This is a genomic window from Gloeothece verrucosa PCC 7822 (assembly GCF_000147335.1).
In the GTDB taxonomy this organism is placed as follows: Bacteria; Cyanobacteriota; Cyanobacteriia; order Cyanobacteriales; family Microcystaceae; genus Gloeothece; species Gloeothece verrucosa.
The window spans coordinates 412536-432083 of sequence record NC_014533.1 but is presented as its reverse complement, the minus strand read 5'-3'; the positions used below and the strand labels follow the sequence as shown (position 1 = coordinate 432083).

Genomic DNA, 19548 nt, shown 5'->3' with positions numbered 1-19548 from the left:
TTTTCTGCTACCGGCGGACAAGCGGGAACAGCCCTGGCTACGCTCAATCAACCCATTTTTGACCTGGCCTTAGACTCCACAGGTTATCTATGGGGTACTACCGGCGGCGGTCCTCTCGTTAAACTGGATGCTCAAAGTGGGCAGATTTTACAACAATACGGGGATGGATTAACTCAAACCCTGGCGATTGAAACGACAACCGGATTAATTTATGTGTCTTCTGGGGATGGAATTGAAATCTTTAACCCAGTTACCGAGACATTCACCCATTACAGTGATTTACGAGTAGATTCTCTGGCTTTTGCACCGGATGGGAAACTCTGGGCTACTACTTGGCCAGAACGCGGTACTATTGTTCGTTTTGATAGCGCCGGCAAAGCTCAAAGAATGCTCGAGTTTGATTCGCCTGTGGATTCTCTGGCCTTTGGAAAAGACGGAACGCGGCTCGCCGGCTTACTGTTTGTTTCCAATAACAACGGGGAACTAAAAATGGTTGACTTGGCCTCTCTGGAGTCAGTCACAGTGGCCAGAGGCGGCAGTCGCGGCGAAAATATTAAAACTACCAGCGATGGGCGAGTTCTGTTAAGTCAGTCGAATCAAATTGATGTTTTCAATCCTCTTTCTGCGCCGCTAGTGGTCTCTACCAATCCGGCTCCGGATGCGGTAGTACCCTTACCTCAAGGTCAGATTAGCATTACTTTTGACCAAGAAATGTTTGTCGGGACGGCCAGTGATACTGCTTCTGTGCTGAATCCGAATAATTATCAATTGATTAGTGATAACGGGACTTTAACGCCGCGTTCAGTACAATATAATGCCGCTACTCGTTCAGTTGTCCTCTCATTTAATACGCTGATTCCGGGGGCTTATGAACTTAAGGTCGATGATAACCTGCAAAGTGCGGCTCGAATTCCTCTGGCTCAAGATTATCGAGAAGATTTCACCGCTATTTCTGACTTCTTACCATATATTGACTTACAATTCACGAACCCGCGCCTAAATCGTCAAAATCAAACCCTGTCGTATGATATTAGTATTACCAGCCGCGCGGATGCTGACTTACTCTTACCCTTAAGACTGTTATTAGAACCTTCTTCCTCGTTCACCGGCAGACCGTTAGACAGCATTGGCCGCACACCAGAAGGTGCTTATCTGATTGATTTAAGTAGTAGTCTTCCAGATGGTCGTTTACGCCCGGGTCAATCGATTACCAATCGCACTATTACAGTTTATGACCCTGACGCGCTAAGAGTAGAATTTGCCACCAGTTTATATGCTCTCCCTTATCCCAATCAAGCGCCGATTATTACTTCTCTTCCCGTCACGACGGCTACCGCAGGAACCGCTTATACTTATCAAGTAACAGCTAATGACCCTGATGGAAGCGTTTTAAGCTATCTCCTCAATAATGCGCCGGCGGGAATGAGCATCGATGCAAGCACGGGGTTAATTACTTGGTCGCCCACTGCGGCTAGTTTTGTCAGCAGTAATGTAGATTTACAGGTTTATGATGGGCGTGGGGCTTCTAGCAGTCAATCGTTTACGATTCAAGTAAGCGGCGGCAACCGTCAACCGGTCTTTACTCCTATTGCTGAACAGATTCGCGGCGCTGAAGGAAAACCCCTCACCCTCACCCTAAACGCCACTGATGCGGATAATAACCCGCTCAATTTCTGGGTGAATAATTTGCCGCCAGGTGCCAGCTTTAATCCTCAAACTCGCGTTTTAAGTTGGACACCGGGTTATGAGGCGGCGGGGACTTATGAAGATGTGGAATTTGTGGTCAGTGATGGATACACTCAAGTCGTTCAAACCACTACTTTCTTAATAGCACCCACCAATCAAGACCCGACGTTAATTCGTCCGGCAGACCGAACGGTTCAAGAAGGCGATAATGTTCGTATTCAATTACAAGGGCGTGACCCAGAGAATTCTACCCTAACTTACAGTAGCCGCCTCTTGCCTGGAGGAGCTACCTTAAATCCCAATACAGGTGTATTTGAATGGACTCCGACGTTCTTCCAAGCGGGTGTTTATACTATTCCCTTTACGGTTAGTGATGGAGAATCTAGCAGTACCGAAACCATGAAAATTACGGTACTGAATGTTAATGCGGCTCCGGTTTTTGATAATTTAGGTGCTTGGCAAGTTCAGGAAGGTCAACAAGTGCTATTCCGCGCCTTTGCTTTCGATCCTGATAATCTGGGTTTTGTGCCGCAGGACCGCAATAGTCAAGGCCAGTTAAGCACCCTCGAAGGTAGTGACCCGACGGTGACTTATGTGGCGGCTAATTTACCCACCGGGGCAACCTTTGACCCAGAAACGGCGATCTTTAGCTGGACACCCGGTTTCACCAGTGCCGGCACTTATAACATCACCTTTACAGCTACAGATAACGGCGATAATACCGGTGTGAATCGTTCGGCCACGGTGACGGTTCCTATTACAGTCCTCAATACTAACCGACCCCCTCAAATCCTTGCTCTCACCAATCAAACGATTAATGCCGGTCAGGTCATAGAAATCCAAGTTCAAGCAACCGATGCAGATAGTGATCCCATTTCGCTAACCGCAAAAGGATTACCGGGCTTTGATATTCCCAATTTTGCCACCTTTACCGATAATGGAAACGGCACCGGATTATTGCGTTTAACGCCCACTGCGAATGACGGCGGAAATTATACTATTAACCTAACCGCTACGGATAACGGAAATGGGGGCCCGGTTGCCGCTTCTAATACTTACTCGTTCGTGATTTCGGTTAACGCGCCTAATGCGCCGCCTCGCCTCAATTATATCGGGGATCAAGTGGCGGTAGTGGGCCAATTACTGGAATTTTTGGTTCAAGCGAGTGACCGCAATCAAGAAACCCTCAGCTTTAGTTCTGTAGGATTACCCAGTGGCGCAACTTTAACGCCAACCGGTGTTTATGGACAAGCGCGGTTCTCTTGGACTCCTACAAATGCAACCATCGGGACTTACCCCATCACCCTACGAGTCACTGACAGTGGAAACGGTGATGTTAGTCAAGTTAAGAGTGATCAAATCAGTTTCAATTTGGTGGCCCGCACCAGCAATCAAACCCCGATTTTGACACCGGTGGGCAATCAAACGGTTAATGAAGGGCAAACCTTAACCTTAAACTTGTCGGGATTTGATGCAGATGGCGACAAACTAAGTTACAGCGCTACTAATTTACCCACTGGTGCGGTTTTAGATGCTCAATCGGGAATCTTGACCTTTAAGCCTAATTTCTCTCAAGCCGGCACTTATAGCGGCATTACTCTAAGAACCACTGACGGAAATCGCAGCAGTAGCGAAACTATTGCGATTACGGTTAATAATGTCAACCAAGCGCCGGTTATTGCACCTTTGCCGCTACAACCTGGACAAGAAAACACTCAATTACAGTTTACCCTTGCCGCCGGGGATGTGGATAATGACCTGTTAGTCTACTCAGTGACTTCTGCTTTACCTACGGGTGCATCCTTTGATCCACGCACTGGCAAATTTACCTGGAAACCTGGATTTGAACAAGCCGGAGATTATGTAGTCTCCTTTGCGGTGAGTGATCCGGCTGGTGCCACCGCCACTCAAAATGTGACCCTGAAGATAGCCAATGTTAACCGTAGTCCGGCCATTTCTGTTTCTTCTCATGCAGTCGCTTTGGGTGAAAAACTCGAATTTAATATCTTAGGCACTGACCCAGATAGCAACACCAGTTTAACCTATGCAGTAGATAAGCTACCTTCAGGCGCGACCTTAGACCCCTCCACCGGCAAGTTTAGCTGGATACCCAACCCAGGACAAACCGGAGATTATGCAGTTAACTTTACGGTTTCTGATGGGGAATTAACGGTATCGAAAGCGGTTTTACTGCGAGTGACAACCAATCCAATTCCGCCGGCGGTAACCATTGATTTAACCCCAAGTTTTCCGGCTGTTCCTGGACAAAAAGTTTTAATTCAAACAGTGGCTTCCTCGCTGGCTGATATTACTAATATTAGTGCTAAACTTAACGGTCAAACACTCACTTTAGACAGTCAAGGTCGCTTTGAATTTACGCCCACCGCTTCCGGACGGTACACCATAGAAGCTTCTGCTACTGATGCAGACGGACGCACCGGAACCACTACGCAAATTCTCAAAGTTCGTAACCCACTCGATTTAACGGCCCCCTCTGTCGCTTTTGCCGCCGGATTAGAAGGAACCCTTATTAGTGCTAAGACCCCAATTCTTGCTACGGTTGATGACATTAATTTAGACCAATGGTTATTAGAAATTGCTGACCTAGGAAGTAATAATTATGTCACTTTAGCGAGTGGAAATAACATCATTAATAACGCGGCTTTAACACAATTTGATCCTTCTACTCTTAGCAATGGTTTCTATCAACTGCGATTAAAAGCCACTGATGTGAGTGGACGAACCAGCACTGCACAAGTTGCATTAGAAGTCAATAGTTTAACGAAACAAAATCAATATAAACGCACAGAAACCGATTTAAGCTTCACATTAGGCGGTGTGCCGCTCTCGTTGGTTCGGGTTTATGATTCTCTCAACAGTGATGAAAGCGGTATTTTCGGTAGTGGTTGGCGGTTAGCAACCCTAGAAACCAATATAGAAACCAATGTCCCCGCCACCGGACAAGAAATTCGCGGGGTTTACAATCCTTTCCGTATCGGAACTCGTTTATACTTAACCCTTCCTAGCGGCGAGCGAGTCGGTTTTACCTTTGCTCCACAACGTCATCAAATTCCTGGATTAACCTATTACACACCGGCATGGGTGGCAGATGCGGGCGTTAACTATACCCTCACCAGCGCAAATGCACAGTTAACCTTAGCCGGTAATCGTTTATATGAGTTAAATACCGGCAATCCCTATAATCCCGCGAGTGAACTCTTTAACGGGGCTGAATATACCTTAAGCGCTCCCGATGGTACCGTTTACTACCTCTCTACAGAACGAGGTGTAGAAGAAATTAAAGCCGCTAACGGAACGCGCTTGATTTACAGTGATAGCGGCATTACCAGTTCTACAGGCGAGACAGTGAGTTTCGTTAAAGATGCGGCAGGGCGTTTAACTCAAATTACTGCCCCAGACGGCACCCAAATTATCTATCGTTATGACGATCAGGGCCATTTAATTTCTGCTCGCAATTTAGCGTTAGGACAATCGAGCCGCTATGCTTATTCTGTCTCTGATGATCGCTTAACCTTGGCCACAGGCTCACCGGGAACGGGTGGAGAGGTGATTACTTATGGTACCACGCCTCAAATTGGCAGCATTTTAGGGGACTTAGGCAGTGCGGCTCAATTCAATCCCACACCGACATCAGGCACATTAAACCCCAATCAAACCGCCCGTTATACCTTCAGTTTGCGTGACTCAGAAATCCAGACCACTAGCAATGGTGTGGTGGTGATTGGGGTCGAGGTACAGGGTAATAATACGTTAGTTCCCTCTATTCCTCTGCTGCAAGGATTGACCCCCTTAGTCACCCAACAGGCGAATGATAGTACCTATGCGTTATTTGCCCTTTCTCAGTCCGGATTAAATCTGGTGGAATTTAGTAGTTTAACCGGAGGCAATTACTCGTTACAGGTGTCTGTCGCGGGCGATCTTAACCGAGATGGGTTAGTGGATGGGTTAGACGGACAACTAATTTCCTCGGCATTAGGCAAAGCAGCCGGACAAACAGGTTACAGCAAAGCCCTAGATTTAAACCGAGATGGGGTAATTAATGCCACAGATGTGCAAATTCTAGGCGGTAATTACGGATTTATTGCCAATCGCGCCCCGTTAGTCAATACTAAATCAGTGCTGACACACGTCGATTTAGAGACGACCATTGATATCGCTTCATTAGCCATTGATCCAGAAGGCGACCCAATTTTCTATCGCATTATTGACCCCACTAAGGGCAGCATCAAATTTAGCCCTGATGGAACCTCTGTTACCTTCTCACCGCAAACCGGTTACAGTGGAACGGCAAGCTTTACTCTTCTAGCAGATGACGGTTATAGTGCTTCTGCACCCCAGACGATTAATATTACTGTCAGCAACGCCCCCTTAGTAGACCTAGACTTTGTGGTAGGAAATCCACGCCTTGAAGTGGGTAAAGGAACAACCTTAATGGTTATGGGCGATTTTGCCGACCAGAAAAATGTTCTCTTACCGAGTTCTTATCTCAGCTTTAGCTCAGAAAATGCCAGCATCGCCAGCATCACCAGCACCGGCTATGTTAGCGGACTCGCCGAAGGCGTAACAGTTCTCAAAGCCGCACGTAATGGAATTCAAGCGGTTACAGCGACAAGAATCGGCAGCCAAGCGACACCCACCACGACAAACGAGTTTTATATCTCAGTGGCCGAGGAAAACGGGCTAGATATTTATCCTTTAGCGGTTACACTCACGAAAAACGCTACCCGCAAATTATTAGTAGGAATAGCCGATATTCCCGATTCTCCTGATTTAAGATTAGCTTCTGTGGGAACTCGTTACTTTGTCAGTGACCCCACCGTTCTGCAAGTGGATGCAAACGGTTTAATTACCGCTCTCAAGGAAGGGGTTGCTGATGTTACTGTCATTTACGGTGCGGCAGAAGCGGTTATTCCGGTTCAAGTGACGACCCCTCATCTAGGCGCGACAGTTTTAGGCACAGAAGGCGGCGTGATTCAAGCGAGTGATGGTTCACAAGTATTAGTGGCTCCCGAGGCACTGATCTATGACACAACCGTGAATCTGACTCCTTTAACGGCGGCGGAGATTTCCTCAAACTTAGCCATTCCTCAAGGCTTTAACTTTGCCGGAGCCTTTAAACTCGAGTTAGATGGTGGTGCATTAGCCCTACCGCTTCAATTTGCCTTACCCAACAGCCAAAATATCGCCCCCGGAACCGAAGTTTATCTCCTAGAAAAAGCCGCCGTTCCGGACATCACCGGCGTATGGCAAACCAAATGGTTAGCCGTTGAATCGGCGGTTGTGGGAACTGACGGAATGATTCGCACTCAATCACCGCCTTGGCAAGGTGCGGCGCGTCCGGGTGAATATTTAGTAGCTGTGCCGGATAATTTCGCTGGTAGTGCCTCGGTAGTCAAAGGTAAACTCAATGTTACCTACAAAATGCCCACTTATTTTGTAGATAACTTCTCGGCCGCCCTCGGATTCTTAACGGGAACTAGCGCGATTTCTTCGGAAAATGATTCTTATTCGATTACCATCGGGGATTTAGATGAAAACTTAACGGCGGCTTACGCGACAGAGGGGGCCATCGCCTCACCGCTTGTACAATGGGATGGTTTTAAAGACAAATTAAAAGAATTAGAAGATACCACCAAAGAAATTAAAGAGAAGAATCAAGAAATACAAGCTTACGTGCGAGTGCTGCCTCGTTGGCTCAAGAAAATCGAAAGCTTTACGCTAGAACAAATTGATCTGTTAATTCGCTCTGAAGCTGATGAAGAACTGGTCACCACTTTAAGAAAAATTTACAACGCGGTTTCTGATAAAGTCAGACGCTTAGAACCGCTACGCAATAATCTAGTTAAAGCGTTACGAGTGTCTAATAAGCTTCTCGGCAGTGCGGCTAAGGTACTCAGCAATGTTAATCGTGCGGTGGCCCAAGCAGACACCTTCATGCAATTGTTTGACACTCGTCCTTTCCTGTCCATTACTTATGACATCTCCTCAGTCAATATTCTCAAAGTTCCGGCCACCGGTTTACCGAGTGTGACGCGGGCCAATGTTCAACTTGATCCTCAAGGCATTCCCTCATTTGAAATCTCTTTAGGCCCTGTGGCCTCTACGGAACAAGGTCCCACCGCGCCGCCTGCACTACAAAAAGCCGAGTTAACCTTTAGCAGTGGCGAACCCATTTTGTATGTAACTGGTAGCAATGTCCTGATTGAACCCAATAGTTTACCCGATCCCTTGGGTACTCAATTTGAAGACTTAGAAGTGGATTTCCGCGTCGGGAACCAAACCTATCAAGGCACTGTTCTGTCGAGTTTGAGCCAAAACTTAGGCAATAACTTATTCAAGGTTGCTATCGAAGTTCCTACGTCGCTTGCTCTGGGCATTTCTAGTATTAGTATCAAACGCAAACAAAAACAACTCAGAGGCCGAGAAGGAACTGATCCGATCTATGACATTATCAAACTCGGTAGTAATGAAATTAAGCTCTCTTCAGCCGGTAATTATGTCTTTGGGGCGCTTAAGACCAGTGATTCGATTTCCGTCGTCGATGGCCGAGATCCGCGCGTTATTTTTGAAGACCCGAGCAAAACCAGTAGTAATCTCTTATTAGCTCGCATTCCTGTAGGAGAAGATGGACCCGATAGACCCCAAGAACTGGCCTTAACGACTGATGGGGTTCGCGCTTATGTGCCGCTAGAACAATCCGGCAAAGTGGCCTTAGTGGATACTATGACCCTTCAACAGGTGGATACCAATCTTGAAACTGAGGGAATTAATCCCATTAAGGTTGGGGAAGGAACCGCCCCTCGGTCTATTGTGATTGATTCACGCGATCAATACGCTTATATTGGCGACGGACAAATCGGGGCAATTTATGTTTTAGATATTAATCCTTCTTCCTCCACCTATCACCAAGTAGTTCAAACCATTCAGGTACGACCTGCGCCTTATGGAATTCGCAAGATGGCCATTAGCAGTGATGGGCGGAAATTATTTGTCACATCACCAAATATCCCATTTGTCAAGGCCAATGCGGCGACTAAGAGCCAAATTTTTGTCATTAACATCGATCCGGCAGACCAACCGCAAAACGGGCGCTTGAATAGCCACAGGTGGCGTGAAGTCATTGGACAAATACAAGGAGAACAACTCGCAGAAGGCATTGCGGCGACACCCAATCCCGATAAAATGGTCTTTACAAACCGTCAGAGCGATCGCACGGGATACGGCTTAATTAGCATCACCAATAGTAATCCTGATCAATTTGCGGCTAGTGTTAGCTACACTGAACTAGCCCTTGGCGCACCAGATGATTATTTTGATGTAAATAATGCTAAATCGGTGGCTATTACGAATGATGGGCGTTATGGGTTCGTCGTCGGTTGGAATGGGGGCCCGTACGGCTATAAGAAGGAAGATGTAGATGGGGTGCAAGCAGGTAGCAATATCGGGATCATTATTAATCCCCTAGGGCCAAATCCCACCCTAGCGGCGGCTACTCGCCCCATACCGGGAGGATTAGCGGAGAGTTTGGTGCTATCTGCCGATAATCGCTATCTCTATGCCTCTTATCCCAACACGCCGGGGCTTTTCGTCTTCGATGTTGAGCAAATTATTTATACCCTCAATAATCCGGATGAATTTATCTTAGACGGACTAGACCGCAATCCTGAATCGCCCTTCTTTAATCCCGCTACTCAACGTGCTACTTTTGCTAATGATTTAATTCGTGTTCCCATTGATGATATTAATCCTCGCATTAGTGTGGCGGCAGATTATGGAATTATTAAAGAAGATCGCCCCAGAAACCAATTTACTTATGGAATTCTGCAAAAACCTGATGCTCAAGGGAATTTACAAACCAGTCCTTATGGACCCATTGGCACCGGTCCTCGCGGTTTAGCCACTTCTACACCTCCTTGGTTGAGTTTACTCGGTCCCATTGATAACACCCAAACTCAAGAGAAACCTCTGACTCCGAAGTTTAGTTGGGACTTTGACGACGGAATAGAGGCGGGTGTCAATAAAGTTAATTTATTTATCAGTACCTTCTCAGAGGGTAAAGGCTTATTACCTTGGGATAAAGTGGTGGATGTTTCTGATCCTACTGTTCTACCGGGCTTAAGCGAACAGCAAAAACTTGACTTTTTGACGCGAGATTGGAACGGTTACAAGGATTTCAACCCCAACCGAATTTTGACAGCTACATGGGAGTCTGATCGCTGGAGTTGGAGTAATCAAAGAATACTTGCCTTTGATAACACCTCCTTTACCCTTCCGGATGAACTCACCTTAACCGCAGGACAGAAATACTATTGGGCAGTAGAAGCCTTTACGGTTGACGGCAAACGGAATCTGAAGTTAGGCGAATTTAAAGCGAAAAATCCCGTCGCCACCACTCCTTTTGCTAGTGTAAGCGTGATTACTCACGGCTTTAACCCGCCTATTGTTTCTGCCCTAGAAATTCCTTCGGAAATTTACAAACTCGCCAACAGTATTATTGACTCTACGGATGGCGGTGTGGTCATGAAGTATGATCGCCCTACAGGTTTCTGGGTACCCATTGATAAAAACCGACAACTCTTGACAGAGTTTAAAGAAGAAAGCGGCTTTACTAACCCAGATAATCCCACCAGTGACCCGAATTATTTAACAAAATTAACCTCTTTCCTCAATAAACCCAAATATGATGCACTACCCCTAGTGCTGTTACCCGATTGGCTAGGCGCAAATGAGTCAGCAATTGCAGATTCCGGTTATACAGAAGCGGCGGCTGATGCGTTCTTTACCTCTATTGTTCAATTAGACCAACTTCTGGGCGGCAAGGTGGGTCGATACAACGGCGATCAACTGGTATCTCTGTATGATACAAAAGGTAATCTAGTACGTCAGCAAGGGGATATCTTTAACTCGCCGCTTCACTTTATTGGGTTTAGTCGCGGCACAGTCGTTAATAGCGAAATCGTGCAACGGTTGGGGACATTCTTCCCCTATGCCGGCGGTCGCATCAACTCAGATGGAAGTCCGGTTACCAATAGTCAAGGACAAGCTGAACGCGACTTCCAGGTAACCACTTTAGATCCTCATGACTTCTATCAAAAGAGTCTCAACGCCATTGATGTCAATATTCCTTGGCCGTTCAATCGACGATTACAGTTAGGTTATGGAAACTTCTATGAACCTCTGGTTCAGGTTTGGAATAATACCACCTATGCAGATAATTATTATCAGACGGTTCCTAACCTCGAATCGGGAACCTTAACCCCTGGAGGACGTAACCTCAGCCAGCTTCCCACTATCGATCCGGGTAATCCAGGTATTCGCAGTGACCGGACAGGTACCCGCGCACAAAACCAAGATAGTCAATATACCCAACCCACTGACTATATTTACAATCAAACCTTTAACGGATTGATTGGTTCTCCGAACAATTGGAAATTTGATCGCACTAACTTTGATGCAGAAGCGCAACGCCGAGGTATTAGTCAACAAGAGGCGGATTATTGGTGGAAAATGGCCGAAGAAGGCGGCCTCTCACCGGGTGCTATCTTTGGTTTCTGGGATGTTTCTCAACAGCAAAACGTCATCACCCAAGTGCGCTTTACTAACAAACAGGCCCCGATTTTCCGTCAGTTAAATAGTTCTCCTAAAGCAATGTTCTTGAAACCCAAGACCATTAAGAAAGAAGATTACTATTTAATGAATTATTTGATACCTAACGTTGATGCTAATACCTTTGCCAGTAGTCAAGACGGACCGGTTGGTTTAGTGGGCTTGTACAAACCCAAACCCCTCAGTAAACTGGTTAATGTACCCGATGCTGTTTTCCGAAAACTCGACGGAGGTACAGGACTTCATGCCCAACGTCGATATGATTGGGAAACCCATTGGGAAGGACATTGGAAGGAATATTCTTCAGATGAACTCAATCAATATATCCCCGGCTTTAACGCTACTACCCTCAACAGTTTGGCACCAGACAAACAATATGATGATTACTGGAAAAACTATTGGGAAAATTACTGGACTGCTTGGGAAAATCAATGGAATAATGGTACTCCGACTGATTATCATCCCACCGATGGGCTAACTTTATTCCGCTATACGATTCCTGGGGAAACCACTGAATATACTCATAGTCGCGCCTACGTTAAAGGCGGTGTTATTTACGATAATCGTAACGATGTCTTAAAGTATCCGGATTTCCTCAATCATCCTGAGCCGATTGATGTTAACATCACGCCAAACTACACTAAAGAATCAATTCTCTACGATCCGAATTTCCTCAATAATTTAACAAGGGATCGCGGCATCGATAACACGGGTAACGAGTGGACATCTAACGCGGCAAACAAAAATAAACCTTTTACCGGAGATATGGATCTATTTGATCTCATTGGAGTCGAAAGTGGAAGGTCTTTAAATCCCTTTAAAACTAAGGATGCTGATTTAAATAACGGTAATAATCTCACCCGCCCCGACAATTTACCCATTGTGTTTAACCCCACTTACGGAAGCTGGCAGGATGAGGTAGTCAGACAGTTGATGCAAGTTAATAGTCTGGATATTGAACATGGTCCTCATATGTCACCGACTTGGGGATACAACAAGAATACCTTTGCGGCTATGAAGACTAATATCATGCGGGGACACGGAAGAGGCGGCGAAATATTCCAATTTACCCCGGTTCAAATTACTGACACCAGTTTTACTGAAAGTGCGGTTAATTTCTATGCCAATACCCCCAACATTAACCTTCAGTTAGGAACGCGGCAAGGAACCACTAATTATCTCAATAGTCGAGCCGGCTTTACCCGAGAAACAGACCCCCTCAATATTGGTCCTATTCCCATATTTGCTGGACAAGGCGGCGTACATGGACGAGTATTAAGCTGGTACAGTGGCACCGCTAATCTCGGATTAACAGAAGCACCAGATGCCCTCTATCGTCGTTTAGCTGACGGCTATAATACCCAGTTCTACGATACGGATTTTCTGGGCGTTAACAATCAATTAAATCCTTGGTATGTTCCTAATCATATTCAAAGCAATACAAACTGGGCGAATAACGCGACGACGGCTCCTTGGGAGGGCATCGGCACCGGTTGGTTCTTCTCGGTTTTAGGAGGTGGTAAAAATTTACGCCCGAACACGTCTGTAAGCGAGAAAACGCCGTTAAACTTTGATAATACTTATAGCCGCAGAATGCGGGGAGACTATGCGGTTCCCACGATCTTTAATGGCAATTTTGATGCAATTACTCAGATTAACCCCGCGCAAACACTCCTACGCACGTTAATTTCTAAATCGCTGCCGGGCTGGTCATTCCATAATGGAGATAGCTCAGGAAGCGTCGATCTTTATTCTCATTTAGTCAATATCAATGATATTTCTCAGTCTAGCGATCCGACTTTATGGCGTGAATTGAATCGTCTAGGCGTGGATCGTTCTCAAGCGAATTATGCCATTAAACTCAATTCAGACTTGACTGAAATTAGCCACAATCGCTTTATTATCCCTGATACGGGGGCATTACGCTTTAACCTCTATGTTAAAGATGCGACGGCTGATAGTACCGATACCCTGCAAGTATTCCTTGATGATAGTTCTGTTCTCATCGGCACCATTAAGCTAAAACTGGGCCAAAATGCGGATGAAATTAGCTACGGTAAACGCGGGTTTGAAACCTTTACCCTAGAAATTCCTGAAGCGTGGGGCATTGACTTGCGTGGACGACCCACAACGCTCAAGTTTAAACTCAATGGTAATACAGAAGTTCTCATTGATGATGTTTTCTTCAAGAGTGCGTCTTTGGGCTTAGGAATACAGGTTAAAGACCAGGAACAACAGGCTGTTACTGATTCCTTTAATCAAAAAAATAATTATCTGATTGAAAAGCCTCAATACGCGGCATCTTACAATAGTTCCATCGATAGTTCCACTAATAGTTTTATCTATACCCCCAATTGGGTTAGCTCAGTGGTGAATGCTTCAACCATTGCGACTCTGGGTCCAACTACGCCGGTAGATCCTCGCTTTACCACCGATCCCACCCTCAGTAATGCGCCTGGCGGCTTAAGTAATCCTGATATTAATTCTTACAAGAAGAGTGGTTATATACCCGGTCAGATGGCCACCTCGGCTGATTTTAACCGCACGGAAAAAGATATGGCCGGAACCTATATCTTGAGCAACACGCTACCACAGCAAATTGACGTGGCGGTTGGACCTTGGCGTTCTCTGGACCTTTACGCTCAATCTTTGGTGGCTCAAGGAAAAGAACTTTATATTATTGCTGGCGGTTCTCAAGCCACACTAACAACTTTACCCGAAGCTCCGGCCCCCACTCTCAGAGATGCTTACAAGACGAGTGAAGACCTTTTCGGGAAAGAAGGATCGGTGGTTCCTGTGGTACCAGAATTCATTTGGAAGGTGATCCTGGTGATGGACCGCCCGGGAATGAGCTTGTCAGATATTACGGCTGATACCCGTGTGATTGCTGTTAAATTTAAAAATACCTCGGCGGCGGCTAAAGGGTTTGAATCGGTTACTGATCCCCGTTGGTTAGATTGGAGAAATGAAGAGTATGTGACAACTGTTGCGGATATTGAAACCCTCAGTGGTTTGAAGTTGTTCACTAATCTGTCTAATGATGTGCGAGATGAATTGCTCACTAAACGAGATGAGGCCAGAAAAACGGCTTCTCAATTAATCAATGAATTGCCTCAGTATATTTCTGAAGAACTAACTAACGGGACTGATAACACTGTTGAACCCAAAGATGGTAATAGCTATTCGGGTGCTGACCCTGACTTACAAAATAATCAACTGAAAGCCGCTCCTGTCACTAACAGCACTGGGTTCACGGGTAATCTTCTCAACTCGCCGGAATTACTGGGAAGTGTTAAAGCGGCGGCGCTGAGTCTCTGGAATAGTCAATTAAACCCAGAAAATCCGTTTAGCTTTGATGTGATCCTCGAAGACTTACCCGTCGGTCAACTCGCAGAAGCGAAAGTGGCTCAATTTGATGCTCAAGGACGACCCATCGGGGGCCAAATTGTGATCGATATTGACGGTAATGGGTTGGGTTGGTTTATTGATCCTACGCCGCTTGATCACAGCGAATTTAGTCAATCTCTCAATGACAGTGCTTTCCAAGCTACATCCAATTCAGCCGCTTATGGAAGTTATGATTTGCTGACCACGATGTTACATGAAATGGGTCATATTGCTGGCTTTATCAGTGGTTGGAACGGATTTGATAGCAATGTTAAAACGCTTAGCGGTTCTTCGTTCTTTGTTGGGAATAATTTCAGTGCAAAATTAACCAGCGATCGCTCTCACTTGGATGCAACCACTTATGCTTATGACCTGATGAATACTATGTTGGCTCCGGGGGTACGTAAGCTTCCCTCGAGTCTGGACTTACAAATTCTCCATCAGGCCCGCAATAGTAATCTCGCTAACGGAAAAGGAACGCTCCAAGCACCGTTGACCTCAAGCCCACTGATCGCTATCCTCAATGGAAACTTTAATATTAGTAACCGCACCGATCCGAATTTCGGTTGGTCTACACGCGGCGCGACAGCGATCATTAATGGTCAAGCGGTCTTACAAGAAACCTCGCCCCTGTTGACTAATTTCTCTCAAAGCTTTGTCATTCCTCAAGGGGCTAAGACGCTACAGTTTACCCTCATTAACAGTGACCTTGACAGTAGTCCCTCAGCACCGGGTGATGCTTTTGAAGCGGCTTTACTGGATGCGAATACCCTTGCGCCCCTAGTAGGCACAGCCGCCGGACTTACTCAAACTGACGCTTTCCTCAATCTACAATATACGGGGGCAGCATACTTTAGTCCAAAAGTCAAGATAAATGGGGCAACAACTTCTGGCGATCTGATCGGCCTGACCTCTTCTCGCATTGTTCAAGTGGATTTAACGGGTATTAGCGCGGGTACAGTGGCTAAACTCTACTTTGATTTACTCGGTTTTGGTAGCAAAGAGGGTTCTGTCACCATTGACAATGTGGTCATTTTCAGTGAAGGAAATCAGCCGTTAGCCCCAGAGGCGAACCCCGATACTAGCACCACCTCTCAAGCCGCGCCGGTGGTTATCGATGTGGCGGCTAATGACACGGATGCAGATGGAACACTAGACCTGTCATCGGTACAAATTGGTCAGTCTGCGAGCAACGGAACCCTTTCCTTTAACGCGAACGGAACCCTTACTTATACCCCGAATGCGAGTTTTGTGGGTACTGACAGCTTTACCTACACCATTGCAGATGATAGCGGTAATCGCTCTAATGAAACCACTGTAACGGTTACGGTGAATAATGCGCCCCCGGTTATTACCAGTTTAGAAACCTCTCCCAACCCGCAAGAGGGAACTGTAATTAACTTTAGTGCGACGGCTACAGATGCGGGCAACGATGCGCTAACTTATACCTGGAATTTTGGCGATGGTAGTGATCCAATGACGGGTAACGCGGTCAGTCATACCTTTGTTAACAGTGGGACTTACACCACCACTTTAACGGTTACGGATACGAATGGAGGCAGCACCAGCCAAAGTTTAACGGTTAATGTTAACAATGCACTGCCCACTATTACCAGTATTTCGAGTCCTTCTATTCTTAATGAAGGAACGCCGGCAAGCTTTAATGCCACAGCGACAGACATTAATAATGATCCCTTAACCTATAGCTGGAACTTTGGTGATAACAGTGAGCCAATTTTAGGTCAACTGGTTAGTCATACCTTTGCGGATAACGGAACTTACACGGTGACGCTGACAGTCAGTGATGATAATGGAAACGCCACACAGCAAAGCTTGACGGTGACGGTGAATAACTTGGCTCCTCTGGTGAATGCGGGTAATGATCTCACCTCTTTTGAAGGGCAAAGTGTGAGCTTTAACGGTAGTTATACTGACCCCGGAGTTTTAGACAGTCATAGCATTATCTGGAACTTTGGAGACGGAAATACCAACACCGGCAGCTTAACCCCAACTCATACCTATGCTAATAACGGAACTTATACCGTTACTCTCACGGTGATCGATAATAACGGGGATATGGGTCAAGATACTCTTACGGTTTCCGTCTTTAATCTTGCCCCCACTTTAATCAGTGTGAATGCACCAACGGCCCTAAATGAAGGGAGTAGCGGTAGCTTCAGTGCCACAGCAACTGATCCGGGTAATGATACCCTCAGTTATAGTTGGAATTTTGGCGATAGCAGTGCGGTGATTCCTGGTCAGAATGTCAATTATACTTGGGCCAATAATGGAAACTATACGGTCACGGTAACGGTTGTGGATGCGGATGGCGCGGCGACAAGTCAAAGTCTGTTAGTGACCGTTAATAATGTTGCGCCTACTATAACGAGTATGACGGGTAATCTGACTCCTAGTGAAGGTTCAACGGTGGTCTTTAATGCGAGTGCGACTGATGCGGGTAATGATTCTCTGACTTACAGTTGGAATTTTGGCGATGGAAACGAAGCAGTTATCGGGCAAACGGTGAGTCACGTTTTTGTGGAAAATGGGGTTTATATCGTGACTCTCTCGGTTAAAGATTCAGACAACGCTGTCACCACTCAAAGCTTAGAGGTCAATGTTTCTAATGTTGCGCCCACTGTGAAGGCGGGAATAGATCAAACTGTTTATCAGGGTCAAGCGGTTAGCTTTAATGGAACTTACACAGACCCGGGTATTCTCGATACTCATACTTTTGTCTGGAATTTTGGCGATGGAACGAGTAATACTAATTCGTTAACACCTACCTATGTTTATAGCAATAGTGGAACTTATACGGTGAGTTTGACGGTGACTGATGATGAGGGTGCCAGCAGTGTGGATCAATTCCTGGTTAATGTTAAGCCGCTTCCTAGCTTAACCATTAATGACGTTACTGTAGTGGAAGGAGATAACAATACGAGTACAGCTATCTTTACGGTTAGCTTATCTGAGGCCAGTACCCAAACGGTTACGGTCAATTTTGCCACACAAGACGCGACGGCTAAATCCTCGTTAGATTATGTGGCGGCTCAAGGAACCCTCACTTTTGCCCCTGGACAAACGACTCAAACCATTTCTGTGGCGATTCTTGGCGATCTGGTGGATGAATTTGATGAGCAATTCTCGATTGTTTTAAGTAACGCGACTTTCGCTGCTTTAGGGGATAACCAAGCACAGGCCACTATTGAGGATAATGATGCTGCGCCTAGCTTATCAGTGGATGATGTTTCTATTACTGAAGGCGACAATGGGACGAGTCTTGCGGTCTTTAAAGTGAATCTTTCTGCGGCAAGTGAAAAACCGATCCAGGTTAATTATGCGACGGCTAATGATACAGCCACTGCCGGGGTTGACTACAGGGCCACAAGCGGAACCCTTACTTTTGCACCCGGACAAACCACACAAACCGTTTCGGTGGAAATTCTTAATGATCAACTCGATGAGTTTGATGAACGCTTCTTACTCAATTTGACACAACCGACTCATGCGACGCTTAGTGATGCTGTGGCTGTTGCTACTATTGTTGATAACGATCCCCTACCCGCGCTCACTGTTGGTAATGTGAGCGTTACTGAGGGAGATAGTGGCAGCACAACAGCGACTTTTACGGTTAGTCTGAGTGCCCCTAGTGGTAAGACAGTGAGCGTCAATTATAGTACAGCTAATGGTACAGCTACGGCCGGGCTTGACTATACAGCCACAAGCGGCACGCTGACTTTTGCACCGGGAGAAACGCTTAAGACGATTTCTGTGGAGGTTAAAGGGGACCGTCTCGTAGAAGCGGATGAAATCTTTGTGCTGAACTTGAGTAGTCCGACTAATGCGATTGTGAGTCAGTCGCAAGCCATTGGTACGATTCTCAATAATGATCAACCGCGTCCGTTTACGATTAAAGCCGAGGGAACTGTAACCATCAATGGAGGTGGTGATTTTGATGGAAATCCGCTTAATTTAGATGATGATGCCTTGATTTATGCGGGTAAAGGCTTTACCTTTAATGGAAATATTATTTTACCGGTTCTCAGAGATGCTCAGGGTAATGCTATTGTGGATCAAGCAGGTAAGCAGATTCTGGTAGACAGGGCGGTTACGGTTGGGCCTAATTATACGGTTAGCAATGCGACTACGGGTAAATACAGTAATCTGCTGCCGCCTCAAGTGATTGAACAGCAAACTGTAACGGTTCCGCTTTATAGCGATCTTTTAAATCAGGAGTTAGTCGCTAAAATTCCCACCGGAACGCCGACGGTGATCTTTAATGCTCAACAAAATACCCTGAATAATGCCTCAGATTGGGCGCAAAAATTCCCACCGGCGGGAACTTCTAACAATCCTACAGTGGTTCGTGTGATTAATGGCGGCTTAACGATTCCTAATCAAGTTAATCTCAGTAATTATGTGATTATCGTTGAGCAAGGAAGTATTAATTTTAACGGTCAGGGCCATAACCTCAACAATGTGGTATTGATTGCTAATAACGGAAATATTAATCTTGCTAATGTTCAAGCGAATAATTTATCGGTATTTGCCTCTGGCTCGATTAATATGAATGGTGGAGCGCGTTTTTCGGGTTCGACTTTACTAGCAAATAGCAGTAATAGCGGTAGTATTACGTTTAATGGGGCTACCACTACTACCGATAGTAACAGTCAATTGCGCGTTATTTCTCAAGGTTCAATTGTTTACAATGGTGCTACCAATACCACAGGACAGTTTTTAGCCAGCAAAGATTTTACTTATAATGGGAACTCAACCCTGTTTGGTTCTATTGAAGTCAAAGGTAATATCCTTTTTAATGCTGGTGCTAATGTTGTAGCTATTGGATAA

1 protein-coding gene (cut by a window edge) is annotated in these 19548 nt (G+C 45.8%); it reads left to right on the top strand.

Annotation, left to right across the window (positions count from 1 at the left end; genetic code table 11):
• A protein-coding gene (locus CYAN7822_RS39750; RefSeq protein WP_013334495.1) for a CARDB domain-containing protein crosses the window boundary here: on the top strand, window positions 1-19548 show its 3' portion. Its footprint begins 14481 nt before the window's first position; only the last 19548 of its 34029 coding nucleotides appear in the window; the start codon falls outside the window, past its left edge; its stop codon occupies window positions 19546-19548.